The sequence below is a fragment of the Streptomyces cyslabdanicus genome, assembly GCF_052663305.1.
The window spans coordinates 36275-56323 of record NZ_JBQRUW010000070.1 but is presented as its reverse complement, the minus strand read 5'-3'; the positions used below and the strand labels follow the sequence as shown (position 1 = coordinate 56323).

At 72.3% G+C, this 20049-nt stretch carries 21 protein-coding genes; 11 read left to right on the top strand and 10 right to left on the bottom strand.

The window, feature by feature from the left end:
* A partial coding sequence (locus tag ACTYVM_RS34440) for an alpha-1,4-glucan--maltose-1-phosphate maltosyltransferase (RefSeq protein WP_445529718.1) occupies positions 1 to 1709 on the bottom strand: 1709 nt, incomplete at its 3' end.
* 69 nt (positions 1710 to 1778) lie between these two features.
* Positions 1779 to 2087: a DUF5133 domain-containing protein gene (locus ACTYVM_RS34435; RefSeq protein WP_445529717.1), complete on the bottom strand. Its 309-nt coding sequence runs from the start codon at positions 2085 to 2087 to the stop codon at positions 1779 to 1781.
* A gap of 304 nt (positions 2088 to 2391) precedes the next feature.
* On the opposite strand from ACTYVM_RS34435, the gene ACTYVM_RS34430 reads away from it, so the two are divergent.
* Together ACTYVM_RS34430 and glgX are read left to right on the top strand one after the other, a co-directional pair.
* The gene (locus ACTYVM_RS34430; protein ID WP_445529716.1) at positions 2392 to 2904 is read left to right on the top strand and encodes a pep a2; all 513 of its coding nucleotides are present in this window, start codon (positions 2392 to 2394) and stop codon (positions 2902 to 2904) included.
* On the top strand, positions 2901 to 5105 hold the full coding sequence (glgX, locus tag ACTYVM_RS34425; protein ID WP_445529715.1) for a glycogen debranching protein GlgX: 2205 nt from the start codon (positions 2901 to 2903) through the stop codon (positions 5103 to 5105). Before ACTYVM_RS34430 ends, glgX begins: the two co-directional genes overlap by 4 nt.
* Before the next feature lie 66 nt (positions 5106 to 5171).
* On the opposite strand, the gene ACTYVM_RS34420 is transcribed toward glgX, so the two are convergent.
* Both ACTYVM_RS34420 and ACTYVM_RS34415 read right to left on the bottom strand, forming a co-directional pair.
* Positions 5172 to 5975, bottom strand: a complete 804-nt coding sequence (locus tag ACTYVM_RS34420; RefSeq protein WP_445529714.1) for a VOC family protein — start codon at positions 5973 to 5975, stop codon at positions 5172 to 5174.
* Positions 5976 to 6125: 150 nt separating this feature from the next.
* Positions 6126 to 6917: a SigB/SigF/SigG family RNA polymerase sigma factor gene (locus tag ACTYVM_RS34415; protein WP_445529713.1), complete on the bottom strand. Its 792-nt coding sequence runs from the start codon at positions 6915 to 6917 to the stop codon at positions 6126 to 6128.
* A gap of 464 nt (positions 6918 to 7381) precedes the next feature.
* On the opposite strand from ACTYVM_RS34415, the gene ACTYVM_RS34410 reads away from it, so the two are divergent.
* From ACTYVM_RS34410 to ACTYVM_RS34395, 4 genes are all read left to right on the top strand, one after another.
* Positions 7382 to 7837 (top strand): MarR family winged helix-turn-helix transcriptional regulator, encoded by a 456-nt coding sequence (locus ACTYVM_RS34410; protein ID WP_400035615.1) that lies wholly within the window; start codon positions 7382 to 7384, stop codon positions 7835 to 7837.
* Positions 7834 to 8697 (top strand): ATP-binding cassette domain-containing protein, encoded by an 864-nt coding sequence (locus ACTYVM_RS34405; protein ID WP_445529712.1) that lies wholly within the window; start codon positions 7834 to 7836, stop codon positions 8695 to 8697. Before ACTYVM_RS34410 ends, ACTYVM_RS34405 begins: the two co-directional genes overlap by 4 nt.
* Positions 8657 to 9517: an ABC transporter permease gene (locus ACTYVM_RS34400; protein ID WP_445529711.1), complete on the top strand. Its 861-nt coding sequence runs from the start codon at positions 8657 to 8659 to the stop codon at positions 9515 to 9517. The genes ACTYVM_RS34405 and ACTYVM_RS34400 overlap by 41 nt, the downstream gene beginning before the upstream one ends.
* 213 nt (positions 9518 to 9730) lie before the next feature.
* Complete coding sequence (locus ACTYVM_RS34395) at positions 9731 to 10261, top strand: hypothetical protein (RefSeq protein WP_445529710.1); 531 nt, start codon at positions 9731 to 9733, stop codon at positions 10259 to 10261.
* Between the two features lie 72 nt (positions 10262 to 10333).
* Here the strand turns inward: ACTYVM_RS34395 and hemC are convergent, their stop codons facing one another.
* From hemC to ACTYVM_RS34380, 3 genes are all read right to left on the bottom strand, one after another.
* Positions 10334 to 11269 (bottom strand): hydroxymethylbilane synthase, encoded by a 936-nt coding sequence (gene hemC / locus ACTYVM_RS34390; protein WP_445529709.1) that lies wholly within the window; start codon positions 11267 to 11269, stop codon positions 10334 to 10336.
* 123 nt (positions 11270 to 11392) lie between these two features.
* On the bottom strand, positions 11393 to 12379 hold the full coding sequence (locus ACTYVM_RS34385; RefSeq protein ID WP_445529708.1) for an ATP-dependent DNA ligase: 987 nt from the start codon (positions 12377 to 12379) through the stop codon (positions 11393 to 11395).
* Between the two features lie 104 nt (positions 12380 to 12483).
* A complete protein-coding gene (locus ACTYVM_RS34380) occupies positions 12484 to 13383 on the bottom strand; it encodes an aminoglycoside phosphotransferase family protein (RefSeq protein ID WP_445529707.1) in 900 nt (299 codons plus the stop codon).
* Between ACTYVM_RS34380 and ACTYVM_RS34375 the strand changes: the two genes are divergently transcribed.
* Positions 13290 to 14075, top strand: coding sequence for a YqeB family protein (locus tag ACTYVM_RS34375; protein ID WP_445529706.1), 786 nt, complete (start codon positions 13290 to 13292; stop codon positions 14073 to 14075). The two genes, ACTYVM_RS34380 and ACTYVM_RS34375, sit on opposite strands and share 94 nt — an antisense overlap.
* A gap of 90 nt (positions 14076 to 14165) precedes the next feature.
* Here ACTYVM_RS34375 and ACTYVM_RS34370 read toward each other — a convergent pair whose 3' ends face one another.
* Positions 14166 to 14546, bottom strand: coding sequence for an ArsR/SmtB family transcription factor (locus tag ACTYVM_RS34370; protein WP_445529705.1), 381 nt, complete (start codon positions 14544 to 14546; stop codon positions 14166 to 14168).
* Between the two features lie 56 nt (positions 14547 to 14602).
* Between ACTYVM_RS34370 and ACTYVM_RS34365 the strand changes: the two genes are divergently transcribed.
* On the top strand, positions 14603 to 15580 hold the full coding sequence (locus ACTYVM_RS34365; RefSeq protein WP_445529704.1) for a quinone oxidoreductase family protein: 978 nt from the start codon (positions 14603 to 14605) through the stop codon (positions 15578 to 15580).
* On the opposite strand, the gene ACTYVM_RS34360 is transcribed toward ACTYVM_RS34365, so the two are convergent.
* Positions 15528 to 16079, bottom strand: a complete 552-nt coding sequence (locus ACTYVM_RS34360; protein ID WP_445529703.1) for a recombinase family protein — start codon at positions 16077 to 16079, stop codon at positions 15528 to 15530. The two genes, ACTYVM_RS34365 and ACTYVM_RS34360, sit on opposite strands and share 53 nt — an antisense overlap.
* 272 nt (positions 16080 to 16351) lie before the next feature.
* On the opposite strand from ACTYVM_RS34360, the gene ACTYVM_RS34355 reads away from it, so the two are divergent.
* The 3 genes from ACTYVM_RS34355 to ACTYVM_RS34345 all read left to right on the top strand — a co-directional run bounded on the left by ACTYVM_RS34355 (position 16352) and on the right by ACTYVM_RS34345 (position 18494).
* Positions 16352 to 16936 carry a DinB family protein gene (locus ACTYVM_RS34355; RefSeq protein ID WP_445529702.1) on the top strand — a complete coding sequence of 195 codons (585 nt, stop codon included), beginning with the start codon at positions 16352 to 16354 and terminating at the stop codon, positions 16934 to 16936.
* Between the two features lie 269 nt (positions 16937 to 17205).
* Positions 17206 to 17526, top strand: a complete 321-nt coding sequence (locus ACTYVM_RS34350) for a winged helix DNA-binding protein (protein WP_445529701.1) — start codon at positions 17206 to 17208, stop codon at positions 17524 to 17526.
* The gene (locus ACTYVM_RS34345; protein WP_445529700.1) at positions 17523 to 18494 is read left to right on the top strand and encodes a TauD/TfdA dioxygenase family protein; all 972 of its coding nucleotides are present in this window, start codon (positions 17523 to 17525) and stop codon (positions 18492 to 18494) included. The genes ACTYVM_RS34350 and ACTYVM_RS34345 overlap by 4 nt, the downstream gene beginning before the upstream one ends.
* 49 nt (positions 18495 to 18543) lie before the next feature.
* On the opposite strand, the gene ACTYVM_RS34340 is transcribed toward ACTYVM_RS34345, so the two are convergent.
* Positions 18544 to 20046, bottom strand: a complete 1503-nt coding sequence (locus tag ACTYVM_RS34340; RefSeq protein WP_445529699.1) for a metallophosphoesterase family protein — start codon at positions 20044 to 20046, stop codon at positions 18544 to 18546.
* Between the last annotated feature and the right edge of the window lie 3 nt (positions 20047 to 20049).

The following is a 20049-nucleotide window of genomic DNA, read 5'->3' as shown; positions in this document are numbered from 1 at the left end:
CGTCGGCGGATGTCGTTGAGGCGGGTGATGAGGGGGGCGATGGTGCGGCCCTCGCGTGCGGCGGCCGCCCAGTCGCGGGGTTTGAGCTGGTACTTCTCCGAGTCGAGGTATTCCTCGCTGCCCGGTTTCAGGGCGGTGTTCTCGCACAGTTCGTAGCCGCTGTAGATGCCCCAGGAGGGGGCGAGGGTGGCGGCGAGGACGGCGCGGACCTCGAAGGCGGGACGGCCGCCGTCCTGGAGGTAGGCGTGCAGGATGTCGGGGGTGTTGGTGAAGAGGTTCGGGCGCATCCAGGCCGCCGCCTCGCCGGACAGCTCGGTCAGGTACTCGGTGAGTTCCTGCTTGGTGGTGCGCCAGGTGAAGTAGGTGTAGGACTGCTGGAAGCCGATCTGGGCCAGGGTGTGCATCATCGCGGGCCGGGTGAACGCCTCCGCCAGGAAGATCACGTCGGGGTCGGTGGCGTTGACGGCGGCGATCACGCGTTCCCAGAACATCACCGGTTTGGTGTGGGGGTTGTCGACGCGGAAGATCCGCACGCCGTGGTCCATCCAGTGCCGCAGCACGCGCAGGGTCTCGTCGATCAGGCCGTCCGGGTCGGCGTCGAAGGCCAGGGGGTAGATGTCCTGGTACTTCTTGGGCGGGTTCTCGGCGTAGGCGATGGTGCCGTCGGGGCGGTGGTGGAACCACTGGGGGTGCTTGTGCACCCAGGGGTGGTCCGGGGAGCACTGCAGGGCGAGGTCGAGGGCGACCTCCAGGCCGAGTTCGGCGGCCCGGGCGACGAAGTGGCCGAAGTCCTCCAGGGTGCCCAGGGCGGGGTGGACGGTGTCGTGGCCGCCCTCGGGGGAGCCGATGGCCCAGGGCACGCCGACGTCGTCGGGGTGGGCGTCGAGGGAGTTGTTGCGGCCCTTGCGGTAGGTGGTGCCGATGGGGTGGATCGGGGGGAGGTAGACGACGTCGAAGCCCATCGCGGCGATCGCGGGCAGGCGGCGGGCGGCGGTGCGGAAGGTGCCGTGCGGCTGCTCGGGGGTGCCCTCGGAGCGGGGGAAGAACTCGTACCAGGACCCGTACAGGGCCCGCTCGCGTTCGACGAGCAGGGCGAGTGGTTCGGAGGCGGTGACCAGGTCCCGCAGCGGGTGCCGGGCGAGGACCGCGTCCACCTCCGGCGTCAACGCCGCCGCCAGCCGCGTCATCACCGGCAGCTCGTCGTCCTGGAGCGCCGCCGCGGCGGCGAGCACGGTCTCCCGCTCCGGACCCCGCGGCACCGCGGTCGCCGCGCGGGCGTGCAGAGCGGCCCCCTCCTCCAGCACAAGACCGGCGTCGATGCCGGCCGGGACCTTGATGGAGGCGGCGTGGCGCCAGGTGGCGACCGGATCCGACCAGGCCTCCACGTGGTACGTCCAGCGGCCGACCCGGTCCGCAGTGACCTCGGCGCCCCAGCGGTCGCTGCCGGGGGCCAGCTCGCGCATCGGCGTCCACGGGCCGGGACGGCCCTCCGGATCGCGCAGGACGACGTTGGCGGCCACGGCGTCGTGACCCTCACGGAACACGGTGGCGGTGACAGGGAACGTCTCTCCCGCGACCGCCTTGGCGGCCCGCCTGCCGCCCTCCACGGCCGGACGGACGTCCCGCACCGGGACGCGGCCGATCGACGGGGCCGGACTCGGGGGCGTACTCGAGGCCGGACTCCAGGCCTGGCTCGGGGTCGAACTCATGGGTGTCACCTCCACCGTGCTCGAGGCCGGGCGCGCGCCCGGCCGGGGATCGGGTCGTGCCGGGAGGGCCTACCTCCCGGCGTGGGTACGCCTGTGGGCCTGGGCCGCCTTCGGCGGGCCCCGGCGGGGGACGGCGCTCCGGTGCGGCCGGCCGCTCTGCTCCCGCAGGTAGGTGCCGAGGCTGGTGCACAGATAGCGCTCGGCGGCGTCCGCGGCCTCCCGGGCGCAGCGCTTCCCCATCAGTACGCACAAGGTGTAGCCCGCGTCCTCGAAGGTGGACCGCACCCGGCGGTCGTCGGGCGACGCGAGCATCGCGCGTTCCCACGCCCGGTAGCGGCGCAGATGCCGGGCGACTTCGGCTTTGGCGGGTAGCAGCATGGCGCCGTTCACCTTTCGGATGCGCTCGATGGGCTCGTTCCCCCGACAGCCGGGGCGGCGACCGCGCACGCGTGAGCAGCGGTCCCGTTGACGGCGCTCGAGACTTCACTCATGGTGCACGTTCAACGACACAGCGTCCTGTTGGATCTTCAACAAGCTTGCTGACCTGCTCGTGTTGCACGAATGGCGTAGCGCCCGCACTGTTGATTCCACTCAGAGGCAACACTTGCTCACGCTTCGTGTCCGGGGCTTCTCGCACCTGCGGGAGAGGAGCGTGGGCCTCGCCGGTGAGGAGTCAACGACGATGAAGACCGCAGTGCCCTGTTACTACCACCTCGACGTGGAAGTCAGCCCGGAACGGGTCGGGCAGGTCAGGCGCATTCTGGCCGCGCACCTGCGTTTCTGGGACCTGGAGGACTTGGTCGAACCCGTGTGCGGGGGTGCCGAGATGCTGCTGAAGGCCATCGACGAGCACGCCACTGACAAGCGCATCTCGATCGAGATGTGGTGGACCGGTCAGCACCTGATCACCGCCGTCGGGGAGAACAACCACGATCTGCGCCCGGACCAGGACCTGCGTGGCTGCCTCGCCCGGATCGCGGCGACCAGCGACGGCTGGGGCTGCTGCGCCGCCGAGACCGGCAGCAAGATCATCTGGTTCTCGCAGCGGGCCCGTGCCGGGGTGCGCGTCCCGCTGGTCCCGACGGCTCCGGCCCCGACGCTGCGCGAGGGCCTGAAGACGCCGCGCGAGACGCCGGTCGCGGCACTGGCCTCTCCGCTCAGCGGTCCGCGGGCCGTGCTGGAAGCCGCCCGGTGACCGGGCGAAGGCACCGGGAAGGGGTACCCGTGTGGAGCGGGTACCCCTTCCCGCTGGGGGCGGTGTACGACGGCAAGGGCACCAACTTCGCGCTGTTCAGCGAGGTGGCGGAGCGTGTCGACCTCGTCCTGGTGGACGACGCCGGCACCCATCGCGGCGTGCCCTTGACCGAGGTTGACGGCTTCGTGTGGCACGGCTATCTGCCCGGTGTCGGGCCGGGGCAGCGCTACGGGTACCGGGTCCACGGTCCCTGGCACCCGTCCGCCGGCCACCGGTGCAACCCGAGGAAACTGCTCCTTGACCCCTATGCCAGGGCGGTGGACGGGCAGATCGACAACCACCCCTCCCTGTACGAGCGGGCCGCGCACGGCCCGGACCCGGCCGACAGCGCCGGGCACACCATGCTGGGCGTGGTGACCGACCCGGCCTTCGACTGGGGCGACGACCGCCTGCCCCGGCGGGCGTACTCGGACACCGTGATCTACGAGGCGCACGTACGCGGCCTGACCCGCGCCCACCCCGAGGTCCCGCCCGAACTGCGCGGCACCTACGCGGGGTTGGCGCACCCGGCGGTGATCGAGCACCTGACCTCGCTGGGTGTGACCGCGGTCGAACTGATGCCGGTGCACCAGTTCGTGCACGACGGCGTGCTCCAGGGCCGGGGCCTTTCCAACTACTGGGGCTACAACACCATCGGCTTCTTCGCGCCGCACAACGGCTACGCCGCAAGCGGTACGCGCGGGCAGCAGGTCGCCGAGTTCAAGTCGATGGTCAAGGCGCTGCACGCGGCGGGGCTCGAGGTGATCCTCGACGTGGTCTACAACCACACGGCCGAGGGCAGCGAGAAGGGCCCGACGCTGTCCTTCCGGGGCATCGACAACGCCTCGTACTACCGCCTGGTCGACGGCGACTGGGCGCACTACTACGACACCACGGGCACCGGGAACAGCCTGCTGATGCGGCACCCCTACGTCCTGCAGCTGATCATGGACTCGCTGCGGTACTGGGTCACCGAGATGCACGTCGACGGCTTCCGCTTCGACCTCGCGGCCACGCTGGCGCGGCAGTTCCACGAGGTGGACCGGCTGTCGGCGTTCTTCGACCTGATCCAGCAGGACCCGGTGATCAGCCGGGTGAAGCTGATCGCGGAGCCCTGGGACGTCGGCGAGGGCGGCTACCAGGTGGGCAACTTCCCGCCGCTGTGGTCGGAGTGGAACGGCCTGTACCGGGACGCGGTACGGGACTTCTGGCGCGGCGAGGAGCACACGCTCGGCGAGTTCGCCTCCCGGCTGACCGGGTCCGCCGACCTGTACGCCCACCACCGGCGCAGGCCACGCGCCAGCGTCAACTTCGTGACCGCGCACGACGGGTTCACGCTGCTGGACCTGGTGTCGTACAACGACAAGCACAACGAGGCCAACGGCGAGGGCAACCGGGACGGCGAGAGCGCCAACCGGTCCTGGAACTGTGGGGCCGAGGGCGACACCGACGACCCGGCCGTCCTGGAACTGAGGGCCCGCCAGCAGCGCAACTTCCTTGCCACGCTGCTGCTTTCGCAGGGCATTCCGATGCTGTGCCACGGCGACGAGCTGGGGCGCACCCAGGGCGGCAACAACAACGCCTACTGCCAGGACAACGAGGTCTCCTGGATCGACTGGCGGCTGACCGACGAGCAGCGGGAGCTCGCGGACCTCACGCGGTACCTGATCGGCCTGCGCAGCGCCCATCCCGTGCTGCGCCGGCGCCGCTTCTTCCAGGGGGAGACGGCGACCCGGGACGACCAGCCGCTGCCGGACCTGGTGTGGCTGCTGCCGGACGGCCGGGAGATGGCGGAGGAGGACTGGCAGCGCTCCGACGCGCACTCCGTCACGGTCTTCCTCAACGGCGACGCCATCGCCGAACCCGACCGGCAGGGCCGTCCCGTGGTGGACGACTCCTTCCTCCTGCTGCTCAACGGCTACTGGGAGCCAGTCGACTTCCGCCTGCCCGGCCCCGCCTACGGAGACCGCTGGACCACCCTCCTCGACACCGCCGAGCCCCGGGGCCTCCCGGACGAGGCCGAGCACAAACCCGGCGGCACCCTCCACGCCGACCCCCGCAGCCTGATCCTTCTGTCCCGCCCCCCGAGAACCCCCACGGCCCCCCACCACCCCACCAAGCCGGCCACACGCGGGCCCGGACGCCGCGGCCGACGCCGCTAGGTGTATTGACCGGCCTCTCGTTTGGATCATGCCGGGCTCGCGGGCCCCGCAGGGTGGGCCGGTCGTTCAGGCCTCGCGGCGGGACGTCACCGTGAACTGGGCGCCGTCCGAGTCGCGGAGTACCGCCTCGTCGGGGCCCTCGCGCAGGACGCTGCCGCCGTGGGCCTCGGCGGTGCGGGCACAGGCGGCCACGTCGGCCACGCGGAAGTGGATCTGCCAGTGCGGGCGGATCGTGGGGTCGGGCGCCGCCTCCAGCGCGCCGGACTCGATGCGCGCCACGACCTCCCCGTGGCTGCGCAGCACCACCTCGTCGCCCTCGTAGCGGACCTCGCAGCAGCCGGGCTGCCGTGAGGCCCAGTCCAGGACCTCGCCGTAGAAGATGGCGGCGTCGAAGGCGTCGCGCGTGTGCAGCCGGATGAAGGCCGGCGCGGCCTTGCGCCAGGTCTCCCAGTCCGTCAGGAGGTCACCCTCCCAGATCCCGAAGGTCGCCCCGTCCCGGTCGGCCAGCAGCGCCGCCCGCCCCGGCGGGAAGGAGATCGGGCCGACCGCGGCCGTACCGCCGCGTTCCTGCACCCGTGCGACGGCCTGGTCGGCGCTGGGCACGGCGAAGTACGGCGTCCAGGCGACCGCCATCTGCCACATGGCGGCCACCGCGCCGATCCCCGCGACCGGGGCGCCCTCCGCGAGCGCGATGCGAAAGTGGTCGCCGAGTCTGGCCGGACGCCACTCCCAGCCCAGCACCGCCTGGTAGAAGTCCTCCGTGGTCCCGAGATCACGGCTGGTCAGGCTCACCCAGCAGGGCGCGCCGCACACCGAGTGCGTGGAGACGACGTCGGGGGAACTGCCGGAAGGTGTCCTGTCGTGGTTCATGGCCCGTCCTGGTCGTGTCAGACCGGTTTCCACCAGCCTGACACCAGTGTCCGGCCGGAGCGCGGAAGACGCCTGCCGAGTACCCGCCGCGCGCCGCCGAAACGGCGCGGGCACGGCCGCCCCCGTACGGGAGGCGTGCCTCCGCGAGGCTCACCCGGCCTCGGCGAGCAGTTCCTCGCGCAGCTGGGCGAAACACCCGCTGAGCAGGCGCGAGACATGCATCTGCGAGATGCCCAGCTGCTGCGCGATCCGGCTCTGCGTCATGCCCCCGAAGAACCGGAGGTACAGGATGGTGCGCTCCCGTTCGGGCAGCGCCTCCAGACAGGGCCTGACCGCCACCCGGTCCACGACCAGGTCGAACCGCGCGTCGGCCTCGCCCAGGCCGTCGCCGAGCGCGTAGCCGTCCGTACCGGGGACCTCCGCCTCCAGCGACAGCGCGGCGAAGCAGTCAAGGGCCTCCATCCCGGTGTGCACGTCGCTCACGCTCAGGTGCGCGTACTCGGCGATCTCGGCCACGGTCGGCGTCCGGCCGGGCGTGGTCTGCGCCAGCTCCTTCGTGGCGCGCCGCACACGGTTGCGCAGGTCCTGGACCCGGCGCGGCACGTGCAGCGTCCACATGTGGTCGCGGAAGTGCCGCTTGATCTCCCCGGTGACCGTCGGCACGGCGTACGCCTCGAACGCGTAGCCGCGTGCCGGGTCGTAGTGGTCGACGGCCTTGACCAGGCCCAGCGCGGCCACCTGGTACAGATCCTCCAGGGCCTCGCCGCGCCCACGGAACCGTACGGCGATCCGCTCGGCCATGGGCAGCCACACCCGCACCAGCTCGTCCCTCAGCGCCTTGCGCTCGGCGCCGTCGGGCATGCGGGCGAGCCTCTCGAACGCCGCGGCCGTGTCGGGGGCGTCGTCGTGCGGATGGGTCTTCGTTCTGCCGGTGGTACGCATGAGATGCGCCTCCCTCAGCAGGTGCTGGATGGACGGACACCTTGGGAGGCGCGGGGCTCGGACCGAACGGAGAGATGAACATCGGGGCCCGGCGCGCCGGCTCCCACGGACGTGCCTCCTGTCCGAAGCACTGGACTCGGGATTCCCGAAGTCGGCGATTACGAAACTGTTCCGGGAATGCGGTGACGGTATGCGACCGCACGAATGTCAATTGTTGTCCAGAATCCGGAGAATCGCCACCGGAGGAAATGCGCGCATTTCCCTGGCAGTGCGAATGCGGATGCGCCCGCCGGTTCCGCGCCGGGCCGGACCCGCGATGCGGCGCCGGACCCGAGCCACCGCCTGGCCCGCGTCCGCGTCCGCCCGCCACCGTGCCCGCGGCAACCGCATCAGCGTCCGCGTCCTTGACCGTCCTTGACCGTCTCTTGGGGTGATTACCTCTGCTACAGAGATAATCTGGCAGCGTGACCCCGGAAACCTTCCCCGAAGAGCTGGCCGACGCCCTCGTCGGCGTCCAGCGGCTGATCCGCCGCCGGCTGCGCACCGGGATGACCGTGAACCGGCCGCGCGGCGCCGAGATCGAGCTGCTGCGGCTGGTCGAGGGCCGCCCCGGCATAGGCGTCTCGGAGGCCGCCAAGGAACTGCACCTGGCGGGCAACTCCGTCTCGACACTGGTCAACCAGCTCGTCCGGGACGGTCAGTTGATCCGAGAGACGGACCCCGCCGACCGGCGGGCCGCGCGCCTGCTGCTGACGGAGGCCGCCGGAACCCGCCTGCGTGACTGGCGGGAACGCCGCGCGGCCCTGGTACGCCGCCAGGTGGACCGGCTCGACGACACGGACCGGGACGCGTTGCGCGCGGCGATCCCGGCGCTGCGCAGACTGGCCGACAACCTGCGCGAGGAGGCCGATCGCCCATGACCCGGAACGCTGCCGCCCAGCCCGCCGCCGACGCGGTCGCCTGCAGCCGGCTCGCCTACGCCTTCGGCGACACCAACGCCGTCGACGGCGTCGACCTGTCCGTGCGCCCGGGCGAGGTGTTCGGGCTGCTCGGCCCCAACGGCGCCGGGAAGACCACGGCGATCCGCTGCATCACCACCCTTCTGCCGGTCCCCTCCGGCATGGTCAGCGTCTTCGGCCACGACGCCGCCGCCGAGCGCATGGCGGTGCGCCGCCTGCTGGGCTACGTCCCGCAGCAGCTGTCCGCCGACGCCGCGCTCACCGGCCGGGAGAACGTCACCCTGTTCGCCCGCGTCTTCGACGTCCCGCGCCGCGAACGTGCCGAGCGGGTCGCCCAGGCACTGGCCGCGGTCGGCCTGGCCGACGCCGCCGACCGGCTGGCGAACACCTACTCCGGCGGCATGGTCCGCCGCCTCGAACTCGCCCAAGCCCTGGTCAGCTCACCTCGGCTGCTGATCCTCGACGAGCCGACGATCGGCCTGGACCCGATCGCCCGCACCGGGGTGTGGGAGCACATCGGCGCCGTCCGCGCCGCCACCGGCATGACGGTCCTGGTGACCACCCACTACATGGACGAGGCCGACCAGTACTGCGACCGGGTCGCCCTGATGCACCGCGGCCGCATCCGGGCCCTCGGCACCCCGGCCGAGCTGCGCGAGGGGCTCGGTGAGCGCCGCCGCGCCCAGGGCGCCCCGGCCACGGACCCGCTGCCCACGCTGGAGGACGTCTTCCGCGACGTGGCCGGCAGCGGCCTCGACGAGACCTCAGGAGACTTCCGCGATGTCCGAAGCACCCGCCGCACCGCGCACCGCGTCGGCTGACGCCGTCCGCGCCGCCGACATCGGCCTGCTGCTGCGGCCGCCGCAGCCCCGCGCCGGCTGGCGGCTGCTGCCCGCCCGGGTCGTCGCCATGTGCGCGGTGGAGCTCCAGAAGCTCCGCCACGACCGCACCGAGCTCTACACGCGCGCGGTGCAGCCTGCCCTGTGGCTGCTGATCTTCGGCCAGACCTTCACCCGCATCCGGGCGATCCCCACCGGCGGCATCCCGTACATCGACTTCATGGCGCCGGGCATCATCGCCCAGTCCGCCATGTTCATCGCCATCTTCTACGGCATCCAGATCATCTGGGAGCGCGACGCGGGCGTCCTCAACAAGCTCCTGGTCACTCCGACCCCGCGCTCCGCCCTCGTCACCGGCAAGGCGTTCGCGGCCGGGGTGAAGGCGCTGATCCAGGCGATCGTCGTGGTCGTCATCGCCGCTCTGCTCGGCGTGGCGCTCACCTGGAACCCGCTGCGGCTGCTCGGTGTCGCCGCGGCCGTCATCCTCGGCTCGGCGTTCTTCTCCTGCCTGTCGATGACCATCGCCGGCATCGTGCTCAGCCGCGACCGGCTGATGGGCATCGGGCAGGCGATCACGATGCCGCTGTTCTTCGGCTCCAACGCCCTGTACCCGGTCGCCGTCATGCCGGGCTGGCTCCAGGCCGTCAGCAAGGCCAACCCGTTGAGCTACCAGGTCGACGCCCTGCGCGGGCTGCTGCTCGGCACCCCCGCGCACCTGGCCCTCGACTTCGTGGTCCTCGTGGTGGCCGCCGCGCTCGGCATCACCGCGGCCTCCGCCCTGCTCGGCCGGCTGGCCCGCTGACGGTGCCGGCGGACCGTCGTCGGCACCGCCCGTCAAAGTGATGTGCGGCACGCCGCGGAGACCGCCTCGACGGCCCGCCGGTGAATTCCTCCTGCCCACGGCTTGATCAGCGATCAAAGACCGTGAATTCCCCGGCCACGGTGCATTCCGCACATTTGACAGTGCGCTGAGCGCGCGGATAGGAAGCAGCTCTTGGAAGTCGAGAGGTGCATTGTGTACGAGCCGAACGTGGTCGGGGACTGGCAGGAGTACGAGGGGCATGCCGGTCTGCGAGTCCGCGTCCACCGACTGGAGCGGTCCGAGCCGCCGCGGGGGCGCGACGAGGCCGCCGAGGGGCTGACGTACTTCCGCCTCCGCGTCACCGTGGAGAACCGCGGCGCGCGGCGTTTCGGCGTCCACCTGGAGGACGGGCAGATCGACGTGCGGATCGGCCCCGACGGGGAGGGCGCGTTCGTCGACTGGCGCAACTCGCAGTTCATCGAGGGCTACGACGTCTATCCGCTGCGCCGGGCCACGGCGGTGCTGTACGCGGCGGGTTCTGAGGCCGCCCTGTCCCGGATCGACGCGCAGATCCAGCTGCGGGTCGACGAGGAGTGGACCCCTCGCGCGCTGTGGACCGGCTGCGTCGACGGGCACGAGGAGTCCGCCGGGACCGGCACGCACGCGGCCGGCGGGCAGGGCGGGCTCGCGCACCAGATCAGCACCTTCCTGCGCGACCAGGCGGAACCGGGTACCGCGGGCTGATCCCGCCGTGCCGTCGCGCGGGCCGAGCCGCCCGCACCGTCGCGCGCGTCGTACTCCGGCGCGCCCGCGTCGTCAGTGCGGGATGCCGTCGATGATCTCCCGGGCGCCCTGACGGAGCAGGGCGACGGCGACCGACGTGCCGAGTGTGGCCGCGTCCAGCCGGCCCGCCCACTCGTGGGCGTTCAGCCGGGTCTTGCCGTCGGGGGTGAACACACAGGCCCGCAGTGAGAGCTCCCCACCGCGGTCGACGTGCGCGTACCCGGCGATCGGGCTGTTGCAGTGCCCCTGGAGCACATGCAGGAGCATGCGTTCCGCGGTGGCCGCGCGACACGTGCCGGGGTCGCCGAGCGCGCCGACCGCCTCGATGAGCTCGCTGTCGCCCTCCCGGCACTGGAGGGCGAGGATGCCCGCGCCGATCGGCGGCATCATCGCCTCCGGGGACAGCACCTCGCTGACGACGTCCGTGCGTCCGATGCGCTCGAGGCCGGACGCGGCGAGCAGGAGCGCGTCCGCCTCTCCCGCGGCCAGCTTCTCCAGCCGCCGGTTGGCGTTGCCGCGCAGCGGCACGCACGCGAGGTGCGGGTGGGTGGCCGCGAGCTGGGCGACGCGGCGCACCGCGGACGTGCCGATCCGGGTGCCGGCGGGCAGCTCGTCCAGCGTGAGCCCGCCGGGGTGGACGAGGGCGTCGCGGACGTCGTCCCGCTTCAGGAACGCGGCGAACGTCGTGCCGGCCGGCAGCGGCCGGTCGGCGGGCACGTCCTTCAGGCAGTGCACGGCGAGGTCGGCCTCGCCGTGCAGCAGCGCGGCGTCGACCTCCTTGGTGAAGGCGCCCTTGCCCTCGACCGCGGACAGATCGCCCAGCCACTTGTCCCCGGTGGTCCGCACCGGGACCACCTCGGTGCGCACACCGGGGTACGCGGCGGCCAGTTCGGTGCGGACCCGTTCCACCTGGGCGAGTGCCATGGGGGAGTCGCGGGAGACGACACGGATCAGTTCGGGTACGGACATGCGGGACACGATAGACCTCGGCGAGGGCGGCCCGTACGGCTCTCGACGGCACCCCTGTGAGGAACGTGACGTCACGTCACCCTTCGGTGTCCGCCCCCCGCATCCGTCACCCCTTCACGTCCGTCACCTCTCCAAGTCGTCGGGCGGGTCCTCCACCACGGCCTCCTCGGGGGTGAGGTCGGGCCGCAGCCGCAGCCACGAGGGCTGGCGCAGCCTCCCGGCCCGCGTGCGCACGCTGTAGCGGACCTCGCCGACCAGGCGCGGCAGCACCCAGTGCGCCCCGCGCACCGCCGGTACGGGGTCGAAGGGGCACACGTCGGTCGCCAGGGCCGCGAGCAGCGCGGCGAGCTCGGACCGCTCCGCCTCGCTCCAGCCGGTGCCCACGCTGCCGACGTAGCGCAGCCGCCCGCCCGCGCGCCGCCCCATGAGGACGGCGCCCGGCAGGCCCGTCAGACGCCCCTTGCCGGGCAGCCAGCCGCCCACGAGGACGTCCTCGCCGCGCATGTTGCGGATCTTGATCCAGGCGCGGGAGCGCACCCCCGGCTCGTACACCGAGTCCAGCCGCTTGCACACCAGGCCCTCCAGACCGTGCTCGCGGGTGGCGGCCAGCGCCTCGGCGCCGTGGCCGACGACCGCCGAGGGCGTCGACCAGTAGGGCCCCGTCAGGCCGAGGCCTTCCAGGTGCTCGCGGCGCCGGACGTACGGGAGCGCGAGCAGCGGGTGCGCGCCCAGGTGCATCACGTCGAACAGGACGAGGTGGACGGGGACCCGGGCGGCCCGGCGCGCCGCCAGGGCGGGGGCGTGGGCCAGCCCCATGCGCCCCTGGAGCAGCTGGAAGCTCGCCCGGCCCCGCTCGTCCAGCGCCAGCACCTCCCCGTCCAGGATCGCGGGCGTGGCCCCGAGCACCCGGCCGAGGGGCCGCAGTTCGGGGTAGGCGGCGGTGATGTCCTCACCGGAGCGGGCCCGCAGCACCAGCCCGCCGTCCCCGGGCAGATAGGCCACCACGCGCTGGCCGTCCTGCTTGGTCTCGTACGCCCACCGCGCGTCCTGGGCGGCCGGGGGCAGCGAGCCGGGCGTGGCGAGCATGGGCGGGATCTGCGGCAGGGTCACGGCAGAGATGTCGACGAACCGGCATGCCGCCACGCGCGTCGCCCGGCGCATTCCCCTGAACGGTCGCCGAGGCGGCGCAGGCCAGGCGCGCTGTCCGGGATGCCTCAGTCCTCCTCGAGCACCGTCCGGATCACGTGCCGGGCGTTGTGCGCCATGGCCGGGTTCGTCTTCCGGTAGTACGGCAGTGCGATCAGCGCCTGCGAGAGCGTCCGCCCCCGGCCGCGTGTCCAGGTCGCGTCGTCCACGCGCAGCGCCTCGCGGAAGACGTCCCTCGCAACGGCCGGTAGCAGATTCCAGGCCGGGAACAGATCGCACGCCGGATCACCCACCCCCAGGCATCCGAAGTCGATGACCGAGGTCAGCCTGGAGCCGTCCACCAGCAGGTTGCCCGGCATGAGATCGGCGTGCAGCCATACCGGCGGCCCGTCCCAGGCGGGGGCCCGCAGCGCCTCTTCCCACACAGCGGTGGCGGCATCGCAGTCGACGCCCTCCTGCGGGATCCCGCGCAGTTCCTCGATCGCTGTCCTGGTCTCCGCGTCGAGCGAGGCGACCGGCCCGCCGCGGTGCGCTCGCGGCGCCCCGGGCAGGGTGATGCTCCGCATCGCCGCCACGAATGCGGCCAGATCCTCGGCCAGCGGGACAGGTTCGCTCAGCGCCCCCGCCTCGGGATGGTCCCCCGCGAGCCACTGGTACACCGACCACGGCCACGGATACCCCTCGGCGGGCTGCCCGGCTCCGAGCACCTCGGGGATGGGGGTGGGCAGGTGGGGCGCGAGGCGAGGCAGCCATGTCCGTTCCATCGAGACGTCGTTGGCCCCGCCCTGCACCAGCGGAAGCCGTACGACCATCTCGTCGCCCAGCCGGTACATGGCGTTGACCGTGCCGCCGGACGGAAGCCGTTCCACCGTCAGTGCCACCCACTGAGGGAACTGCCCGGCGATCAGCCGCCGTACGAGGTCGTCGTCGATCGGATGCATGCCGGGATGCATGGGCCCTGTGGTCATGGCACGACATCCGACCGCCGGACGCCGACGAGCGTCAAACGCTTTTCGTGACGCAAAGCGGAGTTGGCGCGTCTTCGCGGATCCCGCAGGGCTGTCGGGTCCTGCGGGGGCGCCCGCTCAACGCTCCTGCTGCGCAGCGGTGCTGGGGCGTAGGAAGCGGTGAAGGATCAGGCGCAGGGTGGGGAGCTGACCGGTCGGGCGCGGTGGCAGGGCTGGTCCTTGGACTGGTCGCCCAGTACGAGCAGTTGGTGGTTCGCCTGTCGGATGATCGCGTCGTGCTCACCAGCAAGGGACGGGAGCGGGAGTTCCCGCGCGATGCCGTCGCCGCGGTGTTCCGGGACGGCAAGCAGCTCGTCCTGCTCGGCCGCGACGGTGGCGAACTCGCCCGGCAGGAGTGCGACCTGGACGCCGCCCGCGTTGCGGACGCCTTCACCGAGCACGGCTATGTGTGGGCGGACGCCGATCCGCACCAGGACGAGTTCCGCCGCTGGGTCCCGGGCACCCCCGGACTCCCGGAGGGCGCGAACGCCATCCTCAAGGCCCGCCAGGAGTCGCTGGAGAAGAAGGGTCCCTCCGACGACGACGTTCGGGAACTCCGTGGGGAACTGGCCCGCCTCGGCGTCGTGGTGAGGGACGAGAAGCGACGCCAGTACTGGAGGACCTTCCAGAAGACAGGTCCGGCCGCGGAATGAGGGCGGTGGGGTCGGCTGGACCGTGTCCCTCGGTGGAGTCGACGCCGGTGCCGTCGCGTGTGGACGGCCGGGCGGGGGAGCCGGTCGCCGTTACTCGGTGTCGTCGGCGCGGAGGGTCAGGTCGAGGAGGCCGGGGAAGCGGGCGTCGAACTCCTCGCGGCGCAGTCGGTTGAGTCGCCTGGGGCCCTGGTCGCGCTGTTCGACCAGGCCGGCGCCGCGCAGGACCGAGAAGTGGTGGCTCTTCGCGGCCCGGCCGACCGGTACGTCGAAGTCGCTGCAGCTGAGCGCCCAGTCGGGGTGGTCGGCCAGGTCGCGGACCAGCTGGATGCGCACGGGATCCGCGAGCGCGGACAGGGCGCTGAGGAGCGGGACGTCGTCCGGGTGTGTGTGCACGGGCGCCGGACGGTGACTTGTGCCTTCGGCCTGGTCCGGCATTCCGATGTCCTCCTCCGCGCAGTGTTCGATGACCATCTTACAGTGCTAGTGTTCGCCTCCGGTTGAACACTCAGGGAAGGGTGGTTGTGCGTATGCGTGCCGTCGAGTTCCAGGAGTACGGCGGTCCCGAGGTGCTGCGGATGACGCAGACCGCGGCACCCGAACCGGGCCCTGGCCAGGTGACCGTCCAGGCCGTCTGGGCAGGGGTGAACTTCGCGGACGTCAAGGCGCGCGCCGAGGGATACCGGGTGGCGTCGCTGCCCTACCGTCCGGGCCTGGAGGTCTCCGGGCGCATCCGGGCGGTCGGGGAGGGCGTCGAGGGTCTGCGGGCGGGGCAGGAGGTGGCCGCGCTCGTCGACGGCGGCGGCTACGCCGAGGTCGTGCTCGCGGAGGCCGCAAGGGTCTTCCCGTTGCCCGACGGGCTGGACCTGCGGACCGCGGCCACGCTGCCGACCGTGCTGCCGACCGCGCACGCCCTGGTCCACGAAGTGGGGCGGCTGCGGGCCGGGGAGAGCGTGCTGGTGCACGGCGCGGCGGGAGGCATCGGTACGGCCGTCGGGCAGTTGGCCCGGGCAGCGGGCGCCGGTGCGGTGTACGGGGTGGCCTCCAGCGTTGTCAAGGCCGACTACGCGCTCAAGCACGGCTACGACGAGGTGTTCAGGCCCGACACCTTCGAGACGGACGTCCGCCGGGCGACCAGCGGCAGGGGCGTCGACCTGGTCCTGGACCCGGTGGGCGGCGACACGCTGCGCCGCGGCCTGGAGGCACTGGCCGTCTTCGGGCGCCTGGTGTCCTTCGGCAACGCCGGCGGCGCCGAGCCCTGGCTGGTCGGGCAGGGCGAGCTGTACGCGCGGGGCCGCTCCGTCGCAGGGTTCTCCGTGCTCGCCCTCGCCCAGTCCTCGCCCGGCGCCCTGCGTGCGCTCACCGAGCGCGCCCTGCGCGTCGTCTGCGACGGAGCGGTCGTCCTTCCCGTCACCGCCGAGTTCCCGCTGTCGGACGCGGCCGGCGCACACCAGCTCATCGGCGGACGCACGTCCACGGGCAAGTTGCTGCTGCGCATCGCCGACTGACCGCATCGCCGACGGACCGCGGACTCCCGCACACGACGGGCCGCCAGGCGGGTCCATCCCCCCAGTCGCCCGCCAGGAACAACAGGCCCGGGGCGCGTCGAAGCGGCTGTCGACGGTGAACCAGGCGTCGGCGGGCACGACGCCGAAGGTCGACCCACCGCCGAACACGGCCCGCCGACGACGGCCATGGACCCGGTCGGATCGTCCGGGCCCATGGTGTGGCCGGAGAGGCCCTGGTCGTAGAGCCGTTGGGCAAGCGCGGCCTGGTCGACGGTGAGCTTCGGCCGGCGCCCGCCGACCCGGCCGCGGGCGCGTGCGGAGGCGAGCCCGTCGTTGGTGTGTTCGCGACGATCAGCTCGCGCCGGAGCTCGGCGAGTACGGGCATCATCCCGGACACCGCGCGGCCCTCCGTGGTGGAGGTGTCGATGCCCTGCTCGACGACGTGCAGCCCGATGCCGCGCTCGCGCAGGTCGACGCCGAGCGTGACCAGGTACAGCACCGAGCGGGAGTGCCGGCAGGCGGGGGCGCCCTCAAGTGATCAACGCACCACCCACGGGTGATCGTGTGGTCGTGGAGGCGCAGGTGCGTGACTACGGGTCTTCGCCGGCTCAGCAGGACGAGATCTGGAGACGGCGCCCACTCTTCGCCCCGAAGCAGTGCTGTCCGTGAGCGTGAACAACGGCGGCCATGGCCAGGCCTCGGCTCTGCCAGTCCTTGCGGGCCACGTACGGGATCTTGAGACCGCGAGTAGCTCATGGCAGGCTCACGCCCATGATCGATGAATTCGCGAAGGACAACCTGCACGGGAGACTGCGGCGGGATCGCAAGGCGCTGCTCTGGAAACTCGACGGCTTGTCCGAATACGACGCCCGCCGACCTTTGACAGCGACCGGGACCAACCTGCTCGGCCTGGTCAAACACGTGGCCACCGTCGAGGCCAGGTACTTCGGCGAGGTCTTCGACCGCCCTTCCCCGGAACCGCTGCCCCGGTGGCAGGACTCCAACGGCAGTGACCTGTGGGCGACCGAGGACGAGACCCGCGATCAGATCATCGCGTTCTACCGGCGCACGTGGGAACACTCGGACGCGACGATCAACGAGCTTCCCCTCGACGCCCCCGGCCACGTGCCGTGGTGGCCGGAGCCTTATACCGACACGAACCTGTTCGCCGTCATGGTCCATGTCCTCGGCGAGTCCATCCGGCATGCCGGGCACGCCGATATCCTGCGCGAGGGCCTCGACGGCCGGACCGGGTTGCGCGCCGAACACGAGAAGCAGATCGACGAGGAAGCCCGTGCAGCCTACTGCGCGAAGATCGAGCAGGCCGCCAGGTCGACCGCACCCATCAAGGCTTAGTCAGACATACCAGGCAGCCTGACATCGGCTCCCCCACCGGCGCTTGCGATTTCCGAGCACCCGGCCACCTGATAGGCCCGCGTCACCCGATGTGGGCGTTCAGTCCACGCCTTCGTCGTCCTCGTCCAGCGCGGGCGCGTTCGGGTCCACTCAAGAGCGCGCTGGCAGGGGCGGCACGACCACCCTGCCCGGGAAGATCATTGCGGAGCTGAACCTCGGCTTCGAGGTCGACGGTCACCGTCCCGCCCGCATCGGGTGCTCAGGCAGATTTGGCGCGCCAACTGGGCTTCGGCGCAAAGGATGTGGTCCTCCTGGTCAACCACCTGGAGGATGCAGGGCCGGCAGTGCGCGCGGCTGACCCGCGGGACCGTCGCAAGAACGCAGTGACGGTGACGCCGGCGGGCGTGGGGACCCTGGAGCGGTGCGCGGAGCGGGCCAACGCCGAGTTGATGGGACCGCTCAGCGAGGCGGAAGGTCGGCAGCTGATGGAGCTGCTGACTCGGGAGTCCGGGGCCCTGTCGCCGGGGACGGAAAACGCTGACACGATCGGCGAAGACCGTTACGACGAGCATTTCGGAGCGCGGGGATGACGACGGAGACGGGCACGGCGGGCGGGAGGCGGTCCGGCGGGATCGAGGTGAGGCCCGTTGCCGGGTACATCGGGGCGGAGATCACCGGAGTGGATCTGGCCGGGGAGTTCGACGACAGCGCGGCGGCGGAGATCCGCGCGGCGGTGCTGCGCTGGAAGGTGGTGTTCTTCCGCGGGCAGCGGCTTGACCACGCCTCCCACGTGGCCCTCGCCCGCCGCTTCGGTGAACCGGTGGTCCTGCGGCGGCGCGGCGGCGCGTCACCGCCGGACGTCCCCGAGGTGGAGACCACCGCGGACCGGCTGGAGCTGGGCGGGCGGTTCGGCATGGACCACGAGGAGTGGCTGCGGCGCCGCCGGCACACGCTGCTGCGCGGCTGGCACTGCGACCACGGGGCCCGGGTCGACCCGCCGGCCGCCACGATCCTGCGCGCCGAGACCGTCCCGCCGTACGGCGGCGACACCACCTGGTCCAACCTGGCCGCCGCCTACGCCGGTCTGTCGGCGCCGGTGCGCGCCTTCGTCGACGGTCTGCGCGCCGAGCACCGGCTCGGGGTCGGCTACCAGCCGCGGCCCGGGGACGACGCGTACGTCCGTCACCTGATGGGCCATCAGATTGCCACACGGCACCCGCTGGTGCGCGTCCATCCCGAGACGGGTGAGCGGCTGCTGTTCGTCAACGGCTACTACGTCGAGCAGATCGAGGGCCTCTCCCGGACGGAGAGCGCGGCGATCCTCGAGATGCTGCTGGAACAGGCGGTCCGGCCCGAGTACACCGTCCGGTTCCGCTGGGAGCCGGGCAGCGTGGCCTTCTGGGACAACCGGGCCACCATCCATCTGGCGCCCGGCGACAGCGCCCACCTCGGCCACCCGCGGATCATGCACCGGGTGATGCTCGCCGGTGACGTACCGGTGGGAGTGGACGGCACGCCCTCCGAGCCGGTCACCGGCAGCGCGCCGGGCCGCTGGTGACCGGCTCGCGCGCGGCCGGTACGTCACCGGTCAGGCCAGGGGGATCCGGTCAGGTCAGCGGGATGGTGACCTCGTCCTCGACCGGCGGGCTGACCTCCTGGGCCCGTCCGCCGGTCGCGGCGAAGCAGCGCAGCCGGACCGCCTCCCCGGTGACGTCCAGACGCAGGAACGACTTGAAGAACGGCGGGCTGTACGTGGCCGAAGTGGGCGAGAACAGCTGGGTGTAGAGCTTGCGCACCGGTAGGCGGACGCGGGCCCGGCGCTCCGGGCGGAGGCCGGCGCCGAGCAGGCTCGCCACCAGGCGGACGCGCCGGGTGACCCGGACCGGCTCGCCTTCGGGACGGACGGACGGGACGCCGAGCCGTTCGGCGACGACGGCCATCGCCTCGGCCTCGGTGAGCGTGAAGAAGCGGCGCAGCCGCAGCCGGCGGGCGTACACCCTGCTGTAGAAGGCCAGGGAGTCGCCGCGCAGCGGATAGCAGCGGAAGTCCGACTCGGTGACGTTCGCGACGGACACGCGCGGGATGGTGTGGGTGGCGTGCATGAACGCGCCCCCGCCGCCGGAGACGACGTACTGGACGGTGCGGCCGTCCACGTCGACCGGGTAGCGCTGGTAGTTGTGGATGTCGCCGCCGATCGCCGCCACGTAGTGGTGGGCCGGGTCGCGCACGATGTCGTCGACGGTCCCGCCGCCCTCGATGGGGCAGGGATGGTGCTCGCCGTCCACGTACAGCGGTGATCCGGTGAGGAGGATCTTCGGGCGGGGCCCTCGTGAGACCTCCCGCAGCCAGGCGCCCTGCTCGGCGTCGATCGTGCCGAGCAGTCCGGTGTCGATGCCGACGATCCGCACCGGCCCGGCGTCGATCGCCCAGTACGGGCCCGGCTGGACTGCCTGTTGAGCCGGCTGCGACCGCGACTTCCGTGCCTCGGCGAGGCCTTGCTCGTCCACCGGACGCGGCCGGTGCCACAGCAGCGCGCGCCACCAGGCGCGGCCGAGCGGCCGGGGCCGCGGCTCGGGCGGCAGCGGTGGGGCGTCGTCGCAGAAGACGCGCATGAAGCCGCCGAGGTCCTCGTACCAGTCGTGGTTCCCGGGTATCGCGTAGATCGGGGCCGGATAGTCCTGGTACGGGCGGAAGAACTTGGTGTCGTAGTCGCCGGTGCTTCCGACCGGGTAGATCACGTCACTGGCGATCACGGCGAACGCCGTTCCCCGCCCCGCCTCCAGCAGGCCGGGCACGACGGCGTACTGCGAGTCGTCGCCCGCGCCGGTGTCCCCGACGACCAGGAAGGAGAAGCGGTCGCCCTCCGGTCGCCGTATCACCTTGTCCGCCGGGGCGCCGGCCGCTGCCTGCTGCGCCACCCACCGGGCCCGGGTGCGGCCCGTGGGATCCCCGAACCAGGAGGCGACCACCCCGTTGCGGGCGGCCCACAGGACGCGCGGGTCGAGCCAGGACAGCTTCCGCACTCTGTCGGGGAGTAACTGCCGGTACGAGCCGGGTTCGGCGGCCGTCCAGCCGGCGCCTTCGACGGTATCGCGTGAGGAGTTGGACACGCG